Source organism: Mycobacterium sp. (genome assembly GCF_035570115.1).
GTDB lineage: Bacteria > Actinomycetota > Actinomycetes > Mycobacteriales > Mycobacteriaceae > Mycobacterium.
In genome coordinates this window covers 1-19,577 of the sequence record NZ_DATMLH010000198.1, presented here as the reverse complement: position 1 = coordinate 19,577, position 19,577 = coordinate 1, and the positions used below count along the sequence as shown (strand labels likewise).

Here is a 19,577-nt window from a genome sequence, read left to right as displayed (position 1 = left end):
GTGCATCGTGTGATCAGCAGTAGGTGCGCGTAGCCGTGCGGCGTGATGTGGCGGCGCTGGCCCTGACGGCGGCGACCTTGGTACCGGTGGTGGCAGGGTGCTCCCATTCCGGCTCTGACCAATCCCAGTCGACCGAGTCGTCCGCGGCGGCGGCTGGGCAGGGGCATCACGGTCCCTTCTTCCCGCAGTGCGGCGGCGTCAGCGACGAGACGGTGAACAAGTTGACGCAGGTGACCGGGCTGGTCAACACCGCCAAGAATTCCGTGGGCTGCCAGTGGCTGGCGGGCGGCGGTATTCTCGGCCCGCATTTCTCCTTCTCCTGGTATCGCGGCAGCCCGATCGGCCGTGAACGCAAGACCGAGGAGCTGTCGCGGTCGAGCGTGCAGGACATCAACATCAACGGCCATGGCGGCTTCGTCGCCGTCGGCAACGATCCGGTGCTGGGCGACTCGCTCTGCGAGGTCGGGATCCAGTTCAACGACGACTTCATCGAATGGTCAGTGAACTTCAGTCAGAAGCCGTTCCCCGATGCGTGCAACATCGCCAAGGAACTGGCGCGCGAGTCGATTGCGAACTCGAAGTGAGTGCCACCGTGCGTCATCGGGTCCTGGTCGGTGTGGCCGTCGTGGCCACTGCGGTGTCCGTACTGACCGGCTGCACAAAGTCGGTGGCCGGTACCGCGCAGAAGGCCGGCCTGGGTGATGAACCGCGCAACAACAACTCCGAGCAGCAGTACCCGAACTTGCAAAAGGAATGTGAGGTACTCACCACCGACGTCCTGGCCAAGACGGTAGGCGCCGACCCCCAAGACATTCAGAGCACTTTCGTCGGCGCGATATGCCGTTGGCAGGCGCAGAACCCGGGCGGCTTGATCGACATCACCCGGTTCTGGTTTGAGCAAGGCAGCCTGGACAACGAGCGCAAGGTTGCCGAGTACCTGAAGTATCAGATCGAGAACCGAACGATCTCCGGTGTGACGTCGATCGTGATGCGGCCGAACGACCCTAACGGCTCGTGCGGTGTCGCCAGTGACGCCGCGGGCGTCGTCGGGTGGTGGGTGAACCCGCAGGCGCCCGGTATCGATGCCTGCGCACAGGCGATCAAGCTCATGGAGCTGACACTCTCCACGAACTCCTGATTTCACGGTGAAGCAGATGCTTCAACGCGGCAGTTTTCTGCTGGGCGTTCGATAGGGCTGTGACCAGCTGAATGTTGCGGCCCGCGCACCATTTGGATCGGACGTCGCACCAGCAAATGACCGCGGAGACGGCGGCGTCGGCGGTGCGGGTGTCGACCGGCGCGGGCGGCGTCAACCCAGGTCAAGACATCACCCAGCGTCCCGCCGCCGACGGCGCGAACGGTACGGATGCCAGCACCACGCCCAGTGGGACGGTGATCCCCGCTACCCCCGGGCAGAACGGCGACCATCGCGCCGCGGGCGGCCTTGCTGGAGCGGCCTTCGTGCCGCCCAACAATGACTGGCTGCCCGGCGTGCCGGGCAATGTCGGCGACGTCGGCGGGGCAGGCGCGCAGGGCGCGACCGGCGCAGCCGGCCTCGCGGGCTAGGCTGGCCGAGTCCGTGACGCAACCTCAGACCCCCCGCACCTGAGGGGCGGGGGGTCTCCCATTCGATTGGCGTTCGTAGCTGGGCCGTCAGCCCCAGTGCCGATGGCCAGCAAGGCGTGACGGGCCAGGTCGGTTGAAACCCAGAGGGGGAGCAATAGCCCCAAAGCTGTTTATTCAAAGGATCATCCGGAGAGCCTTCGACGTCTCCCGGGCGAGTGCACCGGAAAGAGAGCAACTGTCGGTGCTGAGATTTCCTTAGCTAGCAAAGGGCGAAAGCGACGCCGAACACACCGGTGCACCGGACGTTGCCTCCGCGATGCAGGGCGTTCAGCCAAAGCGATTGAGAGCGCTATTTTTTGACACCCAAACCGCTACCAGTCGGTAGACGCGAACGATACCATCGTCGAATGTCTGAAACGCCTTACACAGAGCCAACCTCGGCAGCGCACGCTGCTGAACCCTTGCCCGAGTCTGACCGCGCACAGCAGGTCACCGAGTCTGTGCCGGTGTCACATGCCAAGGAACCCGATTCAGCCCCACGTGCGTCGGGGTTGTCGCGGTGGTTGACAGTGGCGGCCCTGGTGCTTGCCGTCATCGCGACGAGCGTTGCCGTCGCGGGCTGGTTCTACCCGCACAAGAGTGCGTCATCTGCACCTACTTATACCGATCAACAAACCAAAGACGCGAAAAAGCACATTTGTGAGACGTTCATGATCGTCGACCGCGCGGTCGTCAGAAACTCTCGCCTGAAGAACCCGGAGAACGGCGGGCCCATCGGCGCGCTTTCGGTGGCGACTGCCGCGCGGCTGGCGTTCTATGGCGGTGGCTCATATCTGCTAGACCGGGTGAGCCAAGAACCTGCGACTCCCGCTGACCTAGCGAAATCGGTCACTGCCATGGCCAGCAACCTTGAGGAGCTCGCGATCGGCTATCTCGCCGGCGCGGCGGAATTCACTCAGGATGCGTTGCGGCAAAGTCTTGACGACAAGATCAAGGCAACGGTGGAGATCTGCAAGAAGTAGGCCGCGGCTCGACTCAGCGCGGTACGTGAAAGTCGACTAACTCGGCGGATCCGAGTTCGAGGTCTTTCCAGCTGCGGATGAGCCGTAGCACTGCCATCGCCGACGTCGGAAACTTCTCCGAGATACGTTCGGCAGCAGCCGTATTGGAGCTGTCGGGCCCGGCTAAGCCCGACGCCACCTGGCTCATCGTCGGCTCATGTGCGACGAGGAGCAAGACGGCGACGTCGTCGCCGACGCGATTGATCTCGTCGATCACAGTCCCGGGGGTGGCGTCGTACAGCCGGTCGACATAGCGAACCGGCGCGTCGATAGCGGTGTGCGCCAAGGTTTCACGGGCCCGCGTCGCCGTCGAGCAGAGCACCGCGTCAACGGCAGGCAGGTTGGCCCGCAGCCAGTCGCCGGCCAGTCCGGCTTCTCGCCGCCCCCGGGGTGCAAGTGGTCGGTCGTGGTCTGGCACCCCTTCCGGATATGCCGACTTCGCATGTCGCAGCAACACCAGAGTGCGGTCTTGGTGGTCCACCCGGTCGAGGTTACCGGCAGCGATATTCGCTGAGAGGCAGGCACAACGCGTGCCGACTCCCCGCGGGACTGATGTGGCAGGTGTGACTGTTGCGCGTCGATGAGACGACCCGCGCCGCTTCACGTCCCACGAATGTCGGACCTGCCGATCGAGGTCCCCGGACTTGTCGGCCCCGAGTCCTACACTCGCGGTGCCCGGTCGCAGACCGGCCGGACATGAAGCAGAAGGGACGGGGTCGCAATGCGATTCGTGCATACGGCCGACTGGCAACTCGGCATGACCCGTCACTTCCTCGCGGGCGAAGCACAGCCGCGGTATTCGGCGGCTCGTCGAGACGCCGTGGCCGACCTGCGCTCGCTGGTAGCCGACGTCGGCGCCGAGTTCGTCGTGGTGGCCGGTGACGTCTTTGAACACAACCAGCTCTCGCCGCAAGTGGTCAGTCAGTCACTGGAAGCCATGCGCGCCATCGGGATTCCGGTCTATTTGCTGCCCGGCAACCACGACCCGCTGGACGCGTCGTCGGTGTACACCGGCGCACTGTTCAAGGCCGAACGCCCCGCCAACGTGCAGGTGCTCGATCGGGCCGGGGTGCACGAGGTCCGGCCTGGCCTGCAGATCGTGGCCGCACCATGGCGATCCAAGGCGCCGACGACCGACCTCGTTGCCGACGTCCTCGCAGATCTTGCGGGCTTGCCCTCTGACGGGGTCACCCGGGTACTTGTCGCGCACGGCGGTGTCGATGTGCTTGATCCCGATCCCACAAAACCGTCGCTGATCCGGCTGGCCGGCCTGGAAGACGCGTTGGCCCGCGGTGCGGTGCACTATGTGGCGCTCGGCGACAAGCATTCGCTAACCCAAGTCGGCAGCAGTGGACGTGTCTGGTACTCCGGCTCCCCGGAAGTCACCAATTTCGATGACGTTGAACCCGATCCCGGCCATGTGCTGGTCGTCGATGTCGACGAGACGGATCCGCAACGCCCGGTCACCGTTGACGCGCAGAAGGTCGGTCGTTGGCGGTTTGTCACCCTGCGCCGCCAGGTGGACAACAGCCGCGATATCGCCGACCTGGATCTGAACTTGGATCTGATGCCTGACAAGGATCGAACGGTGTTGCGGCTGGCAATGATTGGTTCGCTGACGGTTACCGACCGCGCTGCCCTGGATGCCTGCTTGGACAAATATTCGCGGCTGTTCGCTTCGCTGCGGGTGTGGGATAGCCACAGCGATCTGGCGGTCATCCCAGCCGATGGCGAGTTCACCGACCTCGGCATCGGCGGCTTCGCCGCGGCGGCGGTCGAGGAACTGGTCGAGACGGCACGCACCGGGGATGCCGAAACCGCCGGCGACGCGCAGGCGGCGCTGGCGCTGCTGCTGCGGCTGACCGACAAGGGCCACCAAGGTCGAGGTGCGGCATGAAGTTGCATCGACTGGTTCTGAAGAACTACCGCGGCATCGACTACCGCGAGATCGAATTTCCCGATCACGGCGTCGTCGTGGTTTCGGGCGCCAACGAGATTGGCAAGTCCTCGATGATCGAGGCGCTAGACCTGCTGTTGGAATCAAAGGACCGTTCGACGAAAAAGGAAGTCAAGCAGGTCAAGCCGACGCACGCCGACGTCGGATCCGAAGTGACGGCCGAGATCAGCACTGGTCCTTATCGTTTCGTCTATCACAAGCGCTTCCACAAGAAGTGCGAGACGCAGCTGACGGTCTTGGAGCCGCGCCGCGAACAGCACAGTGGCGACGAGGCGCATGACCGCGTACAGGCCATGCTGGCCGAGACCGTCGACACCGAGCTGTGGCATGCCCAACGGGTGTTGCAGTCATCATCGACGGCGGCGGTGAATCTTTCGGGGTGCGACGCGCTGACCCGGGCGCTCGATGTGGCGGCGGGCGACACCGCAGCGCTGGCGGGCAGCGAGCCGCTGCTCATCGAGCGTATCGATGCCGAGTATGGCCGCTACTTCACCCCGACCGGGCGTGCCACCGGCCAGTGGTCCGATGCCGTCGCCGCGCTGCGCGACGCCGAGGACGAGGTGCAGCGATGCGCCGCGGCCGTTGCCGAGGTCGACGACCGCGTACATCGGCACGCCGCACTGAGCGCCGAGCTGGCCGAGTTGTCGCCACTTCAACAGTCCGCCGCGGTCCGGCGGACTGTTGCCCAAGCCGCCGCGGACGATATCGCTCAGCTCACCGAACAGATAAAAGAGGCCGGGCTGATCGCGGCTGCCGCGGCCGCGACCAGCACCGCGTCGACTGGCGCGCACACCGAGCGGGTACGGCTGCGCGCCGAAACCGACACGCGCGCCGCCACGGTCGCCGCCGTGGAAGCCGAAGCCCACGCGGTCGCGGAGGCGCAGGCGACGGCGCGTGAAGTCACCATGGCGGCCGACGCGGTGGTCGAGGAGGCTGCCCGGCTCCTGGCCGGTGCCCAGCAGCGAGCCGAGACGGCCCGGCGCGCGGCCGACGAACTGGCCCGCCGCGACGAGGCCGATCGGTTGGCCGCCCGGCTCGCCAAGATCGACGCCGCGCAGCGCGACCGTGACCTGATCTCCGGCGAACTAACGACCATTGCACTGACCGACAACCTTTTTCGACAAATCGAGCAATCCGCCTCGGCCGTCGAACGAGTAGAGGGCCGGCTCGCGTTGGTGTCGGCGACGGTGGAATTCGTGGCGGCCACCGACATCGAACTCGTCGTTGGTGACCAGCGGGTGTCGCTGCCCGCGGGTCAGAGCTGGTCGACCACTGCGGGCGGCGCCACCCAGGTCGAGGTTCCCGGTGTCCTGACCGCACGGTTCACTCCGGGCGCGACGGCCCTCGACATTCAGGCTGAATACGCTGCAGCACAACAGGATCTAGTCGCAGCCCTGGCGACCGCGCGGGTGGATGACGTGGCAGCGGCGCGGCATACCGACCAGCGGCGGCGCGAACTACAAAACAGCCGCGACCAGTTGACCGCAACCCTGGTCGGCTTGTGCGGTGACGACGAGGTCGAGCACCTGCGCTCCAAACTGGCCGAGTTGCGTGCTGCTCAGCAGGCCGAAGACATCGCGATGGATGCCACCGCCGCGCGTGCCGAGCTCGAGGAGGCCGACGCGGCTCGCGTCAAAGCCGGCGCCGACCTGGAGACGCATCGCCGGGTCGCGGCCGCGGCGGTGGCCAAGCTTACCGAAATATCCACGCAGGTAACCCTTTCGAACGACAAACTGGCTACCCAACGCGCCGAGCTGGCCGGGGTTGCTGACCGGCTGGCCGAGCAGCGCGCGGCTATCGCCGACGAGGACCTGCAGGCCGCCGCCGAAGCGGACCTGCGGACTGCGCAAGCGGCGAAACAACGGGTTGCCGAGCTGTCCGAACAACTGGCCGCCGCTGCACCTGAGGCGGTGGCCGCCGAACTGGCCGATGCCACCGAGGCGGCTGAGGCGATAAAGGCCCGCCACGACGAGATCGCCCGCACGTTGCACGAGATCAGCGTGGAACTAACGCTATTCGGCACCGAGGGCCGCAAGGGCAAGCTCGATGCCGCCGAGACCAGGCGCGAACACGCCCGAAGCGAGCACGCGCGGATGGGTAGCCGAGCCCGCGCCGTCCAGTTGCTGCGGACGGTGATGTTCCGCCACCGCGACACCACAAGGCTGCGTTACGTCGAGCCGTTCCGCACCGAATTGCAGCGGCTCGGGCGCCCGGTATTCGGCCCCAGCTTCGAGGTCGACGTCGACACCGACCTGTGCATCCTCAACCGCACTGTGGACGGTTGTACCGTGCCGTATGAATCGCTGTCGGGCGGGGCCAAGGAGCAACTCGGCATTCTGGCGCGGCTGGCCGGAGCGGCGCTGGTCGCTAAAGAGGACGCGGTCCCGATTCTGATCGACGACGCACTCGGCTTCACCGATCCGGGACGGTTGGCCAAGATGGCCGAGGTATTCGACACACTGGGCGAGCGGGGTCAGGTCATCGTATTGACCTGCACCCCAGCTCGATACGACGGTGTCAAGGGTGCACACCGTATCGAATTGTGCGCCTAACGATCCTTCGCCGCGCGCGCAGTCCGCTTCAGCGGGGCATTGAGCAGCCCGAATCGGACTTGTTACTGGGCGGGACGGCCCAAAATGCCGGCTACCTCAGCGTATGAACCCGATAGCGGTGTAGTCCACGTCGGCCAGCCCCGGCGCTCCGAAGTTGGCCAGGTCCCTGCGCACCCCGATGTCGCCGGGCGACTGAAACAACGGCAGGTTGAACCCTTCCCGCCAGATCATCGCGTCGACCTGGTTGGCGAGCTCGCGCGCCGCGCCCTCGTCCAGCTCGGACAGCGTCTGATCGATTTTCGCGTCGATGCTGGCGTTGCCGATCTTGCCGAAGTTGCCCTCCCCGTCCGAGGTATAGATCTGCGGCAGCGCTGACAGTGGGAAAGCGTTACCCACCCAACCGAATTGCACGATGTCGAAGTCCCCGACGCTCACGTACTGATTAAAGAATCCGTTGCCCGCTTTGACGTCGAGCACCAGCTTGACACCGATCTGCGCGAGGTTCTGTTGGGCGACCAGGGCGATCTGCCGAGCGGCCGGTGAGTCGTAGAGCACGTCGCGCACGACGAGCTGTCGACCGTCCTTTTCCCGCACCGCGCCATTGAGCTTCCAGCCGAGCGCATCCAGGTCTCTGCGGGCCTGATCAGGGTCGTAAGCGGCTGGCGCACTGTTGTTTTGGTAGCCCAGCTGGCCTACCACGTAAATATGATTGTCCAGCGGCGTCGGATGTTCGGTCAGACCGTGCTGGACGACGTTGACAATCGCCTGGCGGTCGATGCCTCGGGAGATTGCCAGCCGCAGCTTGTCGTCGGACAGAATCGATCCGGGTGCGCCGTTGAAGGTGAAGTGATACCAGGTCGGCGCCGGCGCGCTGCGGATCACGACTCCCGGGGTGCGTTCGGCTGTGACCATATCGTCGAGCGTGCCGACGCCGGCAGCATCGATCGCGTTGTTTTGCAGGGCGGGGATGACGGCGGAGGAGTCGAGCACCAGGAAGGTGATGGAGTTCAGCCGCGGCTTCCTGCCCCACCAGCGCGGATTACGGGTCAGCACAATGCGCTGCGCGCTGTGGTCGATCCTCGACACGATGAAGGGTCCGGCGGACGGCCCGGGGGCGTCGAGTTGGCCCTTGTTGAAGGCGTCCGGGGTCGACGTCATGCTTCGCGGTTGCATGCCACCGGCAAACATCCCGCGCCACTCCGCATACGGCTGGGCGAAGGTGACCACCGCCTGGCGATCGTCGACGCCCCTGGTCACCGACTTGACTCGCTCGAACCCGGCTCTACTGGCGATCAGGTAGCGCTTGTCGCGGCCACTGCACGCGTCGACCTCGGCTTTGAGGTCTTCCCAGGTGATCGGGGTGCCGTCGCTCCACACCGCTTTCGGATTGATCGTCAACGTGACGACCTGCGGGCTGGCCTTGGTCAGCTCGGCAGCGGTGAAGTAGTCGGTGTTGAGTTTCAGCGAACCGTCGGCCTGGGTGATGAACGCCCCCGGCAGCGTCGGCGCGACTATCGAAGCGACGTCGGCCGTGTTGCCGTCGATGTTCAATACGTTGAAGTTCGCCGGAAACGAGCTGATCGCAAGCCGCAAGTTGCCGCCGTCGCGCAGGGTCGTCGGGTCCCGCGGGTTGATGTCGCTGGTGGTGCCGACCCGCACAGCCCGCCGCCCCACGACGTCCTTGTAGCCGTCCGAGCAGCCCGTGATGACCAGACAAACCATCACGGTCGCCAGCAGCGCCACCTTGCGGATCGTCGCGACGACGCTAACCACCGGCCACATCCGGGTGCGCTCGCGGGACTGCGGCCAATAGGCGCCGGGTGTACTCGTGCTGCGGGTTGGAGAACACCTGCTCACCATCGCCCTGCTCGACAATTTTCCCTCGGTACATCACCGCTACTCGGTGGGCCAGGTGCTTGACTACCGAAAGATCATGCGACACAAACAGATAGGACAACCCAAATCGCTTCTGCAGGTCCAGCAGCAAGTTGATGATGCCGGCCTGGATCGATACGTCGAGCGCCGACACCGGCTCGTCGAGCGCAAGGATCTTCGGCTGCAGTGCCAGCGCGCGCGCGATACCAATCCGCTGTTTCTGCCCGCCGGAGAACTCGGCGGGATAGCGGCTGGCATCGGCGTGGTTCAGCCCGACGATGTCCAGTAGTTCTGCGACCCGTTCCTCGCAACGGGGCCTGTCAAACCCGTTGGTGACCAACGGTTCAGCGATGACATCGAACACCGGTAGCCGGGGGTCCAGCGACGCCACCGGGTCCTGAAACACCACCTGCAGTTCGGTCCGCAGCTTACGACGGGCGGCGGTGTCGAGGGCTGCGACGTCGTCGCCGAGAATTTCGATGGCACCGGCTTCGGGTGTGCCGAGCTCGAGAATCTGGCTCAGCGTCGTCGATTTGCCCGAACCGGATTCGCCGACGATGCCCAGAGTGCGGCCCTGCTCCAGGGTGAAGCTGACCCCGTCGACGGCACGTACTTCACCCACCCGCCTGCGCAAGATCACACCCTTGGTCAGCGGGTAGGTCTTGGCAAGGTCGGTGACTTGCAGCACCACCGAAGGGTCCGCCTCGGTGGCATCGATCGAAACCGGCTGTGTCGAAACGTGATAGATATCAGCCGCGCTGCGCCCCGCGACGTCGCCGGTGCGAATACACGCTGCCCAGTGACCGTCTCGGATAGGCGCGAGATCGGGTTCTGCCGAACGACATTCGCTGATGACCAGCGGACAGCGAGGGGCGAACTGGCAGGCATTGGGGGACAGCGACGTCATCCTCGGCGGCGCGCCCGGGATCGGAACCAGTCGGGTGCCCTGCGGTGAGTCCAGTCGCGGTACCGAACCCAGCAAGCCGGCCGTGTAGGGCATCCGGCGGTCACGGTAAAGCTCTTCGACGCTGGCGATCTCGACCGGACGTCCCGCGTACATCACCAGCGCCCGGTCGGCGAACTCCGACACCACACCCAGGTCGTGGGTGATGATCAGCACACCGGCGCCGGTCACGTCGCGCGCAGTTCTTAGCACGTCGAGGATTTGCGCTTGCACCGTGACATCGAGCGCAGTGGTCGGTTCGTCACAGATCAGCAAGTCCGGATCATTGGCGATGGCGATCGCGATCACCACGCGCTGACGCTCGCCGCCGGACAGTTCGTGCGGGAAAGCCCTTGCCCGGCTTTCTGGCTGCACGATGCCGACCAGTTCGAGCAGCTCGACCGCACGCTTGCGGGCACTCGCTCGACTGATGTCGCGGTTGTGCACTTTGATGGCTTCGGCGATCTGGTCGCCGACGGTGTAGACCGGTGTCAGCGCCGACATCGGATCTTGAAAGACGGTGCCGATCGACTTGCCGCGAATCCGTGACATCGCCTGATCGGGCAACCCGAGTAACTCGTCGCCGTGTAACCGCACCGAACCCGACACCTTAGTGTTCTCCGGCAGCAATCCGACGACCGCCATCGCGGCAGTGGTTTTCCCCGAACCGGATTCGCCGACGATGGCGACCACTTCGCCGGGTTCGATGCGGTAACTTGTGCCGCGCACCGCGGCAACCTGCTCGTCACCGGTTTCGAACGTGACATTGAGATTCGCCACCTCGAGCAGGGCCGTCACTTTCGACGCCGCTTCCTGGGTCGTGATGCTCGGCTGCGCGGATCCAACGCGTCGCGCAGGCCGTCGCCGGTGAGGTTGGCGCACAACACGATCAGCACCAGCGCTCCGGCCGGGAACAGAAATACCCAGGGGAATGTCGTGGTCGACGGGGTGCCGTCGGCGATCAGCGTACCCAACGAGACGTCGGGTGGTTGAATACCGAATCCCAAAAAGCTCAGCCCGGTTTCGGCCAGCACCGCGTAGCCGACGTTGAGGGTTGCGTCGATGATGAGGATCGAGGCGACGTTCGGCAAGATGTGACGCAGAATGATCAGGCGGTCCGGCACGCCCATAAACCTTGCCGCACGGACGAATTCGCGTTCTCGCAGGCTCATCGTCAAGCCGCGCACCATTCGTGAGCTGACCATCCATCCGAAGATGGCCAGCAGCACGATGAGCCACAGCATGCTGCTGGATTGCTTGATGCGCGGAGTGATGATGGCGATGATCAGAAAGCCGGGCACCACCAGCAGCAGGTCGACCAGCCACATCAACGCCCGGTCGCGCCAGCCGCCGAAGTAGCCGGCAATCGATCCGACGGTGGCGGCGATGCTGGTCGAAATCAGCGCCACACAAAAACCGATCAGCATGGACTTCTGCATGCCGCGCAGCGTCCGGGCCAACAAATCCTGGCCGAGCGCGTTGGTGCCGAACCAGTGCGTAAGTGATGGTGGCTGCAGCAGCGCGTGGTAGTCGAGAGCGTTGTAGTCGTAGGGGAGTAGCGGCGGCAGCCCGTAGCAGCCGACAAACAGCACCGCCAGCAGGACTAACGCCACCACGGCGGGCCGGTTGCGCATGAAGCGACGTGTCACCAGGGTTCGTCGCGACGTGAAGGACGTGAAGGTGGCCGGGTTGATGCCCACCCGCAGCGGGGTGGTGTCCGTGGAGGTGTCTTGCGTCATGAGCGCATCGTCGACGGGCCCAGTCATGAGCGCCGCTCCTCAGCATCGGTTCGTCCCCCTCGCCGCTGCGCGGCTCGGGGTGCCCCCACTGCATCGTCGCTGGCGCGCGTCATGACACCCGCACCCTCGGGTCCAGCGCCGCGTAGATGATGTCGGACAACAGCCCGGCGAACAGCAGCGCCGCGCCGGTAAACAGCGTGATCGTCGCGACGACGTGGGTGTCCTGACTCGTGATGGCCTGCACCACCCACTCGCCCATGCCGTGCCAGCCGAAGATCTTTTCGACGAACACCGCGCCGACGACCAGGCCGCTCACTCCGTAGGCGAACAAGGTGGCCAGCGGAATGAGGGCGGTACGTAGACCGTGCTTGAACAACGCACGCCGGCGGGTCAGTCCTTTGGCCCGCGCGGTCCGGATGAAGTCTTCGCCGAGCACATCCAGCATCGCGTTGCGCTGGTAGCGGCTGAAGCTGGCGGCCGCGCCGAGTGCCAGGGTGAGAGTCGGCAAGACGATGTGCTGAGCGCGGTCGACGAGCTGATCCCAGATGCCGCCGGGCGGAATCGGCGAGGTTTCCCCGGTGTAGGCAAAGATCCGCACTCCGAAAAGCATGTTCACCCGCAGCGCGGCCAAAATGAGCAGGCCGGCCAGCACGAAGGACGGGATGCTCAAAATGATCAGCGACAACACGGTGATCACCCGGTCGCTGAGCCGATACTGACGGACCGCTCCCCAGGCGCCCAGGACCACGCCGGCCAGCGTGCCCACCAACGACCCGATCAACACCAGCCGAACGCTGACCCCGACGCGGGGCCACAGCTCTTGCGAGACGGGGTGACCGGTCACCGTGGTGCCGAAATCTCCCCGGACCACGCCGGCAGCCCATTCCGCGTACCGGATCGGTACCGGTTTGTCCAAGCCGAGCTCGACGGCTTTGGCGTGGATCGCCTCAGCCGGCGGCTGCGGGTGACGCTCGATAAAACTGTCCAGCGGATGAAACGTCAGCGAGGCCAGGCAGAAGGCCATGAACGAGGCCAGCACCAGCAGCACGACGTAATTGAGCAAGCGACGGAACAGGAAGCGGATCATGATCTGCCCTCCCCGTGTCGCATGGGCACAGGGTAAAAGATGTGACCCAACAAGTCGCGGGCGCGGGCAAAGGCGCAGCTAGTCGGCGTTGCGGCCGACCCGGGCCCGCTGCGGCACGGTCGAACCGTTCTGATCGGACTGATCCGGATCGGTGAAAATCCCCGTGCCGACGGTTACAATCAGCCACTTGGGTCGGGCGTGCAGCAAACGACACTGCGACACAAGGAGATTGGCGTGACGGCCACCGATAACTACTTAGCCCACAACGCCGAATATGCAAGCTCCTTCAAAGGGCCGCTGCCGCTGCCGCCGAGCAAACATGTGGCGGTCGTGGCGTGCATGGACGCCCGGCTGGACGTCTACCGTCTGCTGGGAATCAAAGAGGGCGAGGCGCACGTCATCCGAAACGCCGGCGGGGTGGTCACCGATGATGCGATCCGCTCGCTCGCCATCAGCCAGCGGTTGCTGGGAACCAAGGAGATCATCCTGATTCACCACACCGACTGCGGGATGCTCACCTTCAGCGACGACGATTTCAAGCACGCGATCCAGCATGACACCGGGGTCAAACCGCCCTGGGCCGCCGAGGCCTTCCCCGATCTTGCCGAAGACGTTCGGCAGTCGTTGCGCCGCATCGAAAACAGTCCGTTCGTCACCAAGCACGAATCGTCGCGAGGCTTCATCTTCGACGTCGCAACCGGCAAGCTCGAGGAGGTCACCCTCTAGCGCTCGCTTCCGGCCGCCTACGGCGGCGGAGGCGGCGGGCCGCATGGTCGTGTTGGAATCTTGCGCTGCTGCCCAGAGAGGCTTTTGCCGCCGCAGCGACCAGCGAGCAGACACAAAGCCCTGCGCTTCGGCGTGTCGAGGGCTTTTGTGTCTTTTCGCCCGAAGTCATTGACAGCTCGGGGTCCCGCTGGTTTTATACATGGTAATACTCATAAACCTGACCAGTTCGACCAGGATTACCCGGAATAGAGGTGATTGGTGACCAGTCAAGCGACGACGAGCGCGGCGGCGGGGGCAAACGACCGCCGCCCGGTCCCCGGACAATACGAGCTAAGCCATCTACGCTCGCTAGAGGCTGAGGCCATCCACATCATTCGCGAGGTGGCCGCGGAGTTCGAGCGGCCCGTTCTGCTGTTCTCCGGCGGCAAGGACTCGATCGTGATGCTGCATCTTGCCCTCAAGGCGTTTCGCCCCGGCCGGCTGCCCTTCCCGGTGATGCACGTCGACACCGGTCATAATTTCGACGAAGTCATCGTTACCCGCGACGAGTTGGTCGCCGAGACCGGAGTGCGGCTGGTCGTCGCCAAGGTGCAAGACGACATCGACGCCGGCCGGGTTGTCGAGCCCATCCCGTCACGCAATCCGATTCAGACGGTGACGTTGCTGCGCGCGATCCGCGAAAACAAGTTTGACGCCGCATTCGGCGGCGCCCGGCGCGACGAGGAGAAGGCGCGCGCCAAGGAGCGGGTGTTCAGCTTCCGTGACGAGTTCGGTCAGTGGGACCCCAAGGCGCAGCGGCCCGAATTGTGGAATATCTACAACGGGCGACACCACAAGGGTGAGCACATCCGGGTGTTCCCGCTGTCCAACTGGACCGAGTTCGACATCTGGTCCTACATCGGCGCCGAGAAGGTCAAGTTGCCGCCGATCTACTACGCGCACCAGCGGAAGGTCTTCGAGCGCGACGGGATGCTGCTGGCGGTCGACCGCCACATGCAGCCGCGCGCCGACGAGAAGGTGTTCGAGACGACGGTGCGATTCCGCACCGTCGGCGACGTCACCTGTACCGGCTGTGTGGAATCGACCGCAGCCACCGTCGCGGAGGTGGTCGCCGAGACGGCGGTGTCACGGCTGACCGAGCGCGGCGCTACCAGAGCAGACGACCGGATCTCCGAGGCCGGGATGGAAGACCGCAAGAGGCAGGGGTACTTCTGATGGCAACACTGCTGCGCATCGCAACGGCCGGCTCGGTCGACGACGGCAAGTCCACGCTGATCGGACGCCTGCTGTATGACTCCAAGGCCGTCATGGAGGACCAGTGGGCCTCGGTGGAAGCCACCTCCAAGGAACGTGGCCACGAATACACCGACCTGTCACTGGTCACCGACGGGCTGCGCGCGGAGCGAGAGCAAGGCATCACGATCGATGTCGCCTACCGCTACTTCGCCACTCCCAAGCGCAAATTCATCATCGCCGACACTCCCGGTCACATCCAGTACACCCGCAACATGGTGACCGGGGCGTCCACCGCCCAGCTGGCCATCGTGCTGGTCGATGCCCGCCACGGTCTGCTCGAGCAGTCCCGTCGACACACGTTCCTGGCCTCGTTGCTGGGCATCGAGCACATCGTGCTCGCCGTCAACAAGATGGACCTGATCGACTGGAACAAAGAAGCTTTCGAGGCGATCCGCGACGAGTTCCACGCCTTCGCCACCCGCCTTGACGTGCAAGACGTGCTCACGATTCCGATGTCGGCGCTGCACGGCGACAATGTGGTCACCAAGTCGGACAACACCCCGTGGTACGACGGGCCGGCGTTGTTGTCGCACCTCGAAGAGGTTTACGTCGCTGCTGACCGTAACCTCGTCGACGTCCGCTTCCCGGTGCAGTACGTCATCCGCCCGCAGACTCGCGAGCATCAAGACCACCGCAGCTACGCGGGCACGGTGGCCAGCGGCGTGATGCGCCCGGGCGACGAGGTGATCGTGCTCCCGACGGGTAAGCCGACTCGGATCACGACGATCGACGGGCCGAACGGACCAGTGGAGGAAGCGTTTCCGCCGATGGCTGTCTCGATCAGCTTGGCCGACGATATCGATCTCTCGCGCGGCGACATGATCGCCCGACCCACGAATGAGCCGAGGGTCGCTCAAGACTTCGACGCGACCGTGTGCTGGATGGCCGATGGCGCGGCGCTGGAGCCCGGGCGCGACTATCTGATCAAGCACACCACCCGAACCACCCGGGTAAGGGTCACCGCGTTGGACTATCGGCTCGACGTCAACACGCTGCACCGTGACAAGACCGCGGAAGCGTTGCAGCTCAACGAGCTTGGCCGCGTCTCGCTGCGCGCCCAGGTGCCGCTGCTGCTCGACGAGTACACCCGCAACGCCAGCACCGGATCGTTCATCCTGATCGACCCCGACACCAACGGGACCGTGGGCGCGGGCATGGTATTGCGGGAGGCTTCGACTCGCTCCTCGAGCCCGAACACGGTGCGGCACAAGTCGCTGGTGACCGCCGAGGACCGGATGTCGCGGGGCCGCACGCTCTGGTTCACCGGTTTGTCGGGTTCCGGCAAGTCGTCGGTGGCCATGCTGGTCGAACAGAAACTGCTCGAAAACGGCGTCCCCGCTTATGTTCTCGACGGCGACAACTTGCGGCACGGCTTGAATGCCGACCTGGGCTTCAGCATGGACGACCGGGCGGAGAACCTCCGTCGCCTTGCGCATGTGGCGGCGCTCATCGCTGATTCCGGACACACCGTGCTGGTACCGGCGATCAGCCCACTGGCCGAGCATCGCGACCTGGCTCGCCGCGTGCATGCCGACGCCGGGCTCGACTTTCTCGAAGTGTTCTGCGACACCCCGCTCGAGGATTGCGAGCGCCGAGACCCCAAGGGGCTCTACGCCAAGGCACGTGCGGGTGAGATCACCCATTTCACCGGCATCGACAGCCCGTACCAACGGCCAAAGAATCCGGACCTACGTCTGACGCCGGACCGCAGCCTCGACGAGCTGGCGCAGCAAGTCGTCGACCTGATCGAGTCCAAAAGTTGAGCATCCACAGCGACCACGAGGTGGCAGCGCGGCTGGCCACTGAAGCCGGCCGGCTGCTGCTCGCGGTGCGCGACGAGCTTGCCGATGCCTCGCAGGCCGAGCGAAAAGCAGCGGGGGACAAGCGCTCCCACGACTATTTGATGGATGCGCTAGCACGCGAGCGCCCGGCCGACGCGGTGCTCTCCGAAGAAGGCGCCGACGACCCGGTGCGGTTGCGCTCCGAGCGGGTATGGATCGTCGACCCGTTGGACGGCACCCGGGAGTTCTCCGAACTGGGCCGTCAGGACTGGGCCGTCCACGTCGCGCTGTGGCAATCAGGCGATCTGATCGCGGGCGCGGTTGCGCTGCCCGCACAGGGCGTCACGCTGGCCACACCCGATCCCGCGCCGCCGCCGCCATACGGGGGATCACCGCGCATCGTGGTCTCGCGCACCCGCCCACCGGCGATCGCGTTGCAGGTCCGCGATCAGCTGGACGGCACGCTGATCGAGATGGGATCGGCCGGCGCGAAGGTCGCCGCGGTGGTTCAGGGACTGGCCGACGTGTATGTGCACGCCGGTGGACAGTACGAATGGGATTCCGCGGCGCCGGTCGCGGTGGCACACGCGGCCGGTCTGCACACCTCGCGTCTGGATGGTTCGCCGCTGGAGTACAACAGGCCCGATCCGCTGCTGCCGGACCTGGTCGTGTGCGGACCCGAATACGTCGACGCGGTGCTGGCGGTGACGGGTTGAGCGACCATGGCGCTTAACCATGAAAGGCTGCCCGACCTCTCCTCGGGTGTCGGGCGGCGATGGGAGAATCGTGTCCATGCGCATGTCGGCCAAGGCGGAGTATGCGGTGCGGGCAATGGTCCAGTTGGCCACCGCCGATGGCGGCGTACGGGTCAAGACTGACGATCTGGCGCACGCCCAGGGCATCCCACCGCAGTTCCTCGTCGACATCTTGTCCGACCTGCGCACCGATCGCCTGGTGCGCAGCCACCGTGGTCGCGACGGTGGATACGAATTGGCCCGCCCCGGTAGCGAAATCAGCATCGCCGATGTGTTGCGTTCCATCGACGGTCCGCTGGCCAGCGTCCGCGACGTCGGTTTGGGCGATCTGCCGTATTCCGGTCCGACCGCGGCGCTGACCGACGTTTGGCGGGCGCTGCGCGCCAGCATGCGCTCGGTCCTGGAGGAAACCACTCTCGCCGACGTCGCAGCGGGTGCCCTGCCGAACCATGTCGGTCAGCTGGCCGACGACTATCGCGCCCAGGAAAGCAGGCGCCACGGCCCCCGCGACGCGGGGTAGCGCTCGCCTTTAGGGGCCTGAGCCGTACGGCCGGGTCAGAATCTCCAGGAAGTGTCCGGCCGGATCGGGGAAGTACACCCCGCGGCCGTCGTCGCGGGTGTTGATCTCGCCCGGTCGTTGGCGGCCCGGGTCCGCCCAATGCTGCAGCCCGCGTGACTGGATCTTGCCGTAAATCGTGTCGAAGTCGTCCTCCGAGACCAGGAACGCGTAGTGCTGCGGCCGGATCTCCTCGCCTTCGGATACATCGGTGTAGTCGAGGCTTGCGCCGTGCTGCAGAGTGACAGTCAGGAAATGGCCGAACGGCGTCGGAGCGGGCAACCCGAACAGTTCGGCGAGAAACTCCGCGGACTCCCGCTTATCGCGGGCGGCGACGATGGTGTGGTTGAAAGCGATAGGCATCGTGCTCGCCAGTCAACCACTCTGGCCTCCCTGCGACAACGTTGGAGCAGCTATTTCGGCGCGGTCAGCTCCAAGGCGATGTTGTCCGGGTCGCGAAACTCCAGGATGTACGACGGCCCGATGTCCTTGACCGGCTCGTGGTCGATGCCCAGATCGTCGAGATGCACTGCCGCGGAGTCTAATTCGGCCTTATTGACGGCCCTGAACGCGATGTGGTCCAGCCCGCAGCGGTCCTCGTGGAAGCGGTCGGTGGCGACCGGCCGCAGCGCGATCAGCGCGCCACCCATGTCGTAGATGACGCCGCCGAACAGGAAAGCGAGCTGGTCGCGGGTCGCCGCGTCGGCGGTCTCCGGCACCTCAATCAGAACCGGCCAACCGAAGACGCTCTCGTAGAACTGTCGGGAACGCTCGATATCGCTGACGGTAAGCCGCACATGCGCGATGGAGTTGGCGGTGATGCCCATCTACACATGCTGCCACGCGGCGATGTGCGGGCATCGGCCGGTCTGCATGCCAGAATCGCCGTCGTGCAGATATCGATGACCATGCCGGTCATGGAGCCGGACTTGGATGCCGCCGTGCTGCGGGACTGGGCCCGTGCGATCGACGACGGCCCGTTCGCGTCGTTGTGTTGGGGCGAGCGCATGGCCTTCGACAACCCGGAAACCTTGACTTTGATGGGCGCGCTGGCCGCGTGGACCGATCGGGTGCGGCTGGTGACGACGGTGATCGTGCCGCAGCTGCACGACCCGGTCATGCTCGCCAAGGCGTTGGCGACCGGGGACATGCTGTGCGGCGGACGGCTGAGCGTGGGCATCGGCGTCGGCGGCCGGATTGAGGATTATCGGGCGGTCGGCGCTGATCCGACGACGCAGACCATGCGTGGCATGGCCGAGCGGGTGGCGGTCATGAAACGAGTGTGGGCGGGCGAGAAGATCACCGAGTCGGTGCTGCCCGTCGGGCCGGCGCCGGTCCAGGCGGGCGGACCGCCGCTGTTGGTCGGAACCATCGGGCCGAAGACCCTGCGTAGCGCGGCGGCCTGGGCCGACGGCCTGGCCGGAACGACATTGGACCTCGACGTCATCAAGCAGAACGAGCTGTTCGACGTGGCGCGTGCGGCGTGGGCAGAGGCCCGCAAGCCCAAACCCCACCTGATCACGTCGTTCTGGTTCGCGCTCGGTCCCGTCAGTGCAGCCCGCCAGCAGGTGCACCGGCATCTGCGGCGCTACATGAACTGGATACCCGCCGAGTACATCGATGCGATGGCGCCGGCTACCGGGTTTGCCGGCAGTGAGGAGGAGCTGGTCGCGGTGCTGCGCA

19 protein-coding genes are annotated in these 19,577 nt (G+C 65.3%); 12 read left to right on the top strand and 7 right to left on the bottom strand.

Annotation, left to right across the window (positions count from 1 at the left end):
- The first annotated feature begins 35 nt into the window (after nt 1-35).
- The 4 genes from VNW74_RS17935 (at nt 36) to VNW74_RS17920 (ending at nt 2,588) form a co-directional block, all read left to right on the top strand.
- Nucleotides 36-584, top strand: coding sequence for a DUF3558 domain-containing protein (locus VNW74_RS17935; protein WP_325679180.1), 549 nt, complete (start codon nt 36-38; stop codon nt 582-584).
- Between the two features lie 8 nt (nt 585-592).
- Nucleotides 593-1,138, top strand: coding sequence for a DUF3558 domain-containing protein (locus VNW74_RS17930; protein WP_325679211.1), 546 nt, complete (start codon nt 593-595; stop codon nt 1,136-1,138).
- 71 nt (nt 1,139-1,209) lie between these two features.
- Nucleotides 1,210-1,566 carry a hypothetical protein gene (locus VNW74_RS17925; protein ID WP_325679178.1) on the top strand — a complete coding sequence of 119 codons (357 nt, stop codon included), beginning with the start codon at nt 1,210-1,212 and terminating at the stop codon, nt 1,564-1,566.
- 569 nt (nt 1,567-2,135) lie between these two features.
- The gene (locus VNW74_RS17920) at nt 2,136-2,588 is read left to right on the top strand and encodes a hypothetical protein (RefSeq protein WP_325679176.1); all 453 of its coding nucleotides are present in this window, start codon (nt 2,136-2,138) and stop codon (nt 2,586-2,588) included.
- A gap of 13 nt (nt 2,589-2,601) precedes the next feature.
- On the opposite strand, the gene VNW74_RS17915 is transcribed toward VNW74_RS17920, so the two are convergent.
- Nucleotides 2,602-3,108: a histidine phosphatase family protein gene (locus VNW74_RS17915; protein ID WP_325679175.1), complete on the bottom strand. Its 507-nt coding sequence runs from the start codon at nt 3,106-3,108 to the stop codon at nt 2,602-2,604.
- Between the two features lie 240 nt (nt 3,109-3,348).
- Between VNW74_RS17915 and VNW74_RS17910 the strand changes: the two genes are divergently transcribed.
- Both VNW74_RS17910 and VNW74_RS17905 read left to right on the top strand, forming a co-directional pair.
- Complete coding sequence (locus VNW74_RS17910; RefSeq protein ID WP_325679173.1) at nt 3,349-4,524, top strand: exonuclease SbcCD subunit D; 1,176 nt, start codon at nt 3,349-3,351, stop codon at nt 4,522-4,524.
- A complete protein-coding gene (locus tag VNW74_RS17905) occupies nt 4,521-7,136 on the top strand; it encodes an ATP-binding protein (RefSeq protein ID WP_325679171.1) in 2,616 nt (871 codons plus the stop codon). The genes VNW74_RS17910 and VNW74_RS17905 overlap by 4 nt, the downstream gene beginning before the upstream one ends.
- Nucleotides 7,137-7,232: 96 nt before the next feature.
- Here the strand turns inward: VNW74_RS17905 and VNW74_RS17900 are convergent, their stop codons facing one another.
- From VNW74_RS17900 to VNW74_RS17885, 4 genes are all read right to left on the bottom strand, one after another.
- A complete protein-coding gene (locus tag VNW74_RS17900; protein WP_414686715.1) occupies nt 7,233-9,011 on the bottom strand; it encodes an ABC transporter family substrate-binding protein in 1,779 nt (592 codons plus the stop codon).
- The gene (locus VNW74_RS17895; RefSeq protein ID WP_325679167.1) at nt 8,902-10,752 is read right to left on the bottom strand and encodes an ABC transporter ATP-binding protein; all 1,851 of its coding nucleotides are present in this window, start codon (nt 10,750-10,752) and stop codon (nt 8,902-8,904) included. Before VNW74_RS17895 ends, VNW74_RS17900 begins: the two co-directional genes overlap by 110 nt.
- A complete protein-coding gene (locus VNW74_RS17890) occupies nt 10,749-11,693 on the bottom strand; it encodes an ABC transporter permease (RefSeq protein ID WP_325679209.1) in 945 nt (314 codons plus the stop codon). The genes VNW74_RS17895 and VNW74_RS17890 overlap by 4 nt, the downstream gene beginning before the upstream one ends.
- A gap of 109 nt (nt 11,694-11,802) precedes the next feature.
- Nucleotides 11,803-12,780, bottom strand: coding sequence for an ABC transporter permease (locus tag VNW74_RS17885; RefSeq protein ID WP_325679165.1), 978 nt, complete (start codon nt 12,778-12,780; stop codon nt 11,803-11,805).
- Between the two features lie 234 nt (nt 12,781-13,014).
- Here VNW74_RS17885 and VNW74_RS17880 point away from each other — a divergent pair, with 234 nt between their 5' ends.
- The 5 genes from VNW74_RS17880 to VNW74_RS17860 all read left to right on the top strand — a co-directional run bounded on the left by VNW74_RS17880 (nt 13,015) and on the right by VNW74_RS17860 (nt 17,858).
- On the top strand, nt 13,015-13,506 hold the full coding sequence (locus VNW74_RS17880; RefSeq protein WP_325679163.1) for a carbonic anhydrase: 492 nt from the start codon (nt 13,015-13,017) through the stop codon (nt 13,504-13,506).
- Between the two features lie 255 nt (nt 13,507-13,761).
- Entirely contained in the window at nt 13,762-14,721 is a 960-nt protein-coding gene (gene cysD, locus VNW74_RS17875; RefSeq protein WP_414686714.1) for a sulfate adenylyltransferase subunit CysD, read from the top strand.
- Nucleotides 14,721-16,565, top strand: a complete 1,845-nt coding sequence (gene cysC / locus VNW74_RS17870) for an adenylyl-sulfate kinase (protein WP_325679159.1) — start codon at nt 14,721-14,723, stop codon at nt 16,563-16,565. The genes cysD and cysC overlap by 1 nt, the downstream gene beginning before the upstream one ends.
- Nucleotides 16,562-17,299 carry a 3'(2'),5'-bisphosphate nucleotidase CysQ gene (locus tag VNW74_RS17865; RefSeq protein ID WP_325679157.1) on the top strand — a complete coding sequence of 246 codons (738 nt, stop codon included), beginning with the start codon at nt 16,562-16,564 and terminating at the stop codon, nt 17,297-17,299. Before cysC ends, VNW74_RS17865 begins: the two co-directional genes overlap by 4 nt.
- Nucleotides 17,300-17,375: 76 nt before the next feature.
- The gene (locus tag VNW74_RS17860) at nt 17,376-17,858 is read left to right on the top strand and encodes an Rrf2 family transcriptional regulator (protein WP_325679207.1); all 483 of its coding nucleotides are present in this window, start codon (nt 17,376-17,378) and stop codon (nt 17,856-17,858) included.
- Between the two features lie 9 nt (nt 17,859-17,867).
- On the opposite strand, the gene VNW74_RS17855 is transcribed toward VNW74_RS17860, so the two are convergent.
- The gene (locus tag VNW74_RS17855) at nt 17,868-18,257 is read right to left on the bottom strand and encodes a VOC family protein (RefSeq protein WP_325679155.1); all 390 of its coding nucleotides are present in this window, start codon (nt 18,255-18,257) and stop codon (nt 17,868-17,870) included.
- 50 nt (nt 18,258-18,307) lie between these two features.
- Nucleotides 18,308-18,721 (bottom strand): VOC family protein, encoded by a 414-nt coding sequence (locus VNW74_RS17850; RefSeq protein ID WP_325679153.1) that lies wholly within the window; start codon nt 18,719-18,721, stop codon nt 18,308-18,310.
- Nucleotides 18,722-18,796: 75 nt separating this feature from the next.
- Between VNW74_RS17850 and VNW74_RS17845 the strand changes: the two genes are divergently transcribed.
- On the top strand, nt 18,797-19,577 hold a 781-nt coding region (locus VNW74_RS17845; protein ID WP_325679205.1), incomplete at its 3' end, for an LLM class flavin-dependent oxidoreductase.

What these genes read in the sequence shown, in the direction of transcription:
- VNW74_RS17925 (WP_325679178.1), top strand. Translation starts at nt 1,210, where the DNA reads ATGTTGCGGCCCGCGCACCATTTGGATCGGACGTCGCACCAGCAAATG.
- VNW74_RS17910 (WP_325679173.1), top strand. Translation starts at nt 3,349, where the DNA reads ATGCGATTCGTGCATACGGCCGACTGGCAACTCGGCATGACCCGTCAC.
- VNW74_RS17905 (WP_325679171.1), top strand. Translation starts at nt 4,521, where the DNA reads ATGAAGTTGCATCGACTGGTTCTGAAGAACTACCGCGGCATCGACTAC.
- VNW74_RS17890 (WP_325679209.1), bottom strand. Translation starts at nt 11,693, where the DNA reads ATGACGCAAGACACCTCCACGGACACCACCCCGCTGCGGGTGGGCATC.
- VNW74_RS17885 (WP_325679165.1), bottom strand. Translation starts at nt 12,780, where the DNA reads ATGATCCGCTTCCTGTTCCGTCGCTTGCTCAATTACGTCGTGCTGCTG.
- cysC (WP_325679159.1), top strand. Translation starts at nt 14,721, where the DNA reads ATGGCAACACTGCTGCGCATCGCAACGGCCGGCTCGGTCGACGACGGC.
- VNW74_RS17860 (WP_325679207.1), top strand. Translation starts at nt 17,376, where the DNA reads ATGCGCATGTCGGCCAAGGCGGAGTATGCGGTGCGGGCAATGGTCCAG.
- VNW74_RS17855 (WP_325679155.1), bottom strand. Translation starts at nt 18,257, where the DNA reads ATGCCTATCGCTTTCAACCACACCATCGTCGCCGCCCGCGATAAGCGG.
- VNW74_RS17850 (WP_325679153.1), bottom strand. Translation starts at nt 18,721, where the DNA reads ATGGGCATCACCGCCAACTCCATCGCGCATGTGCGGCTTACCGTCAGC.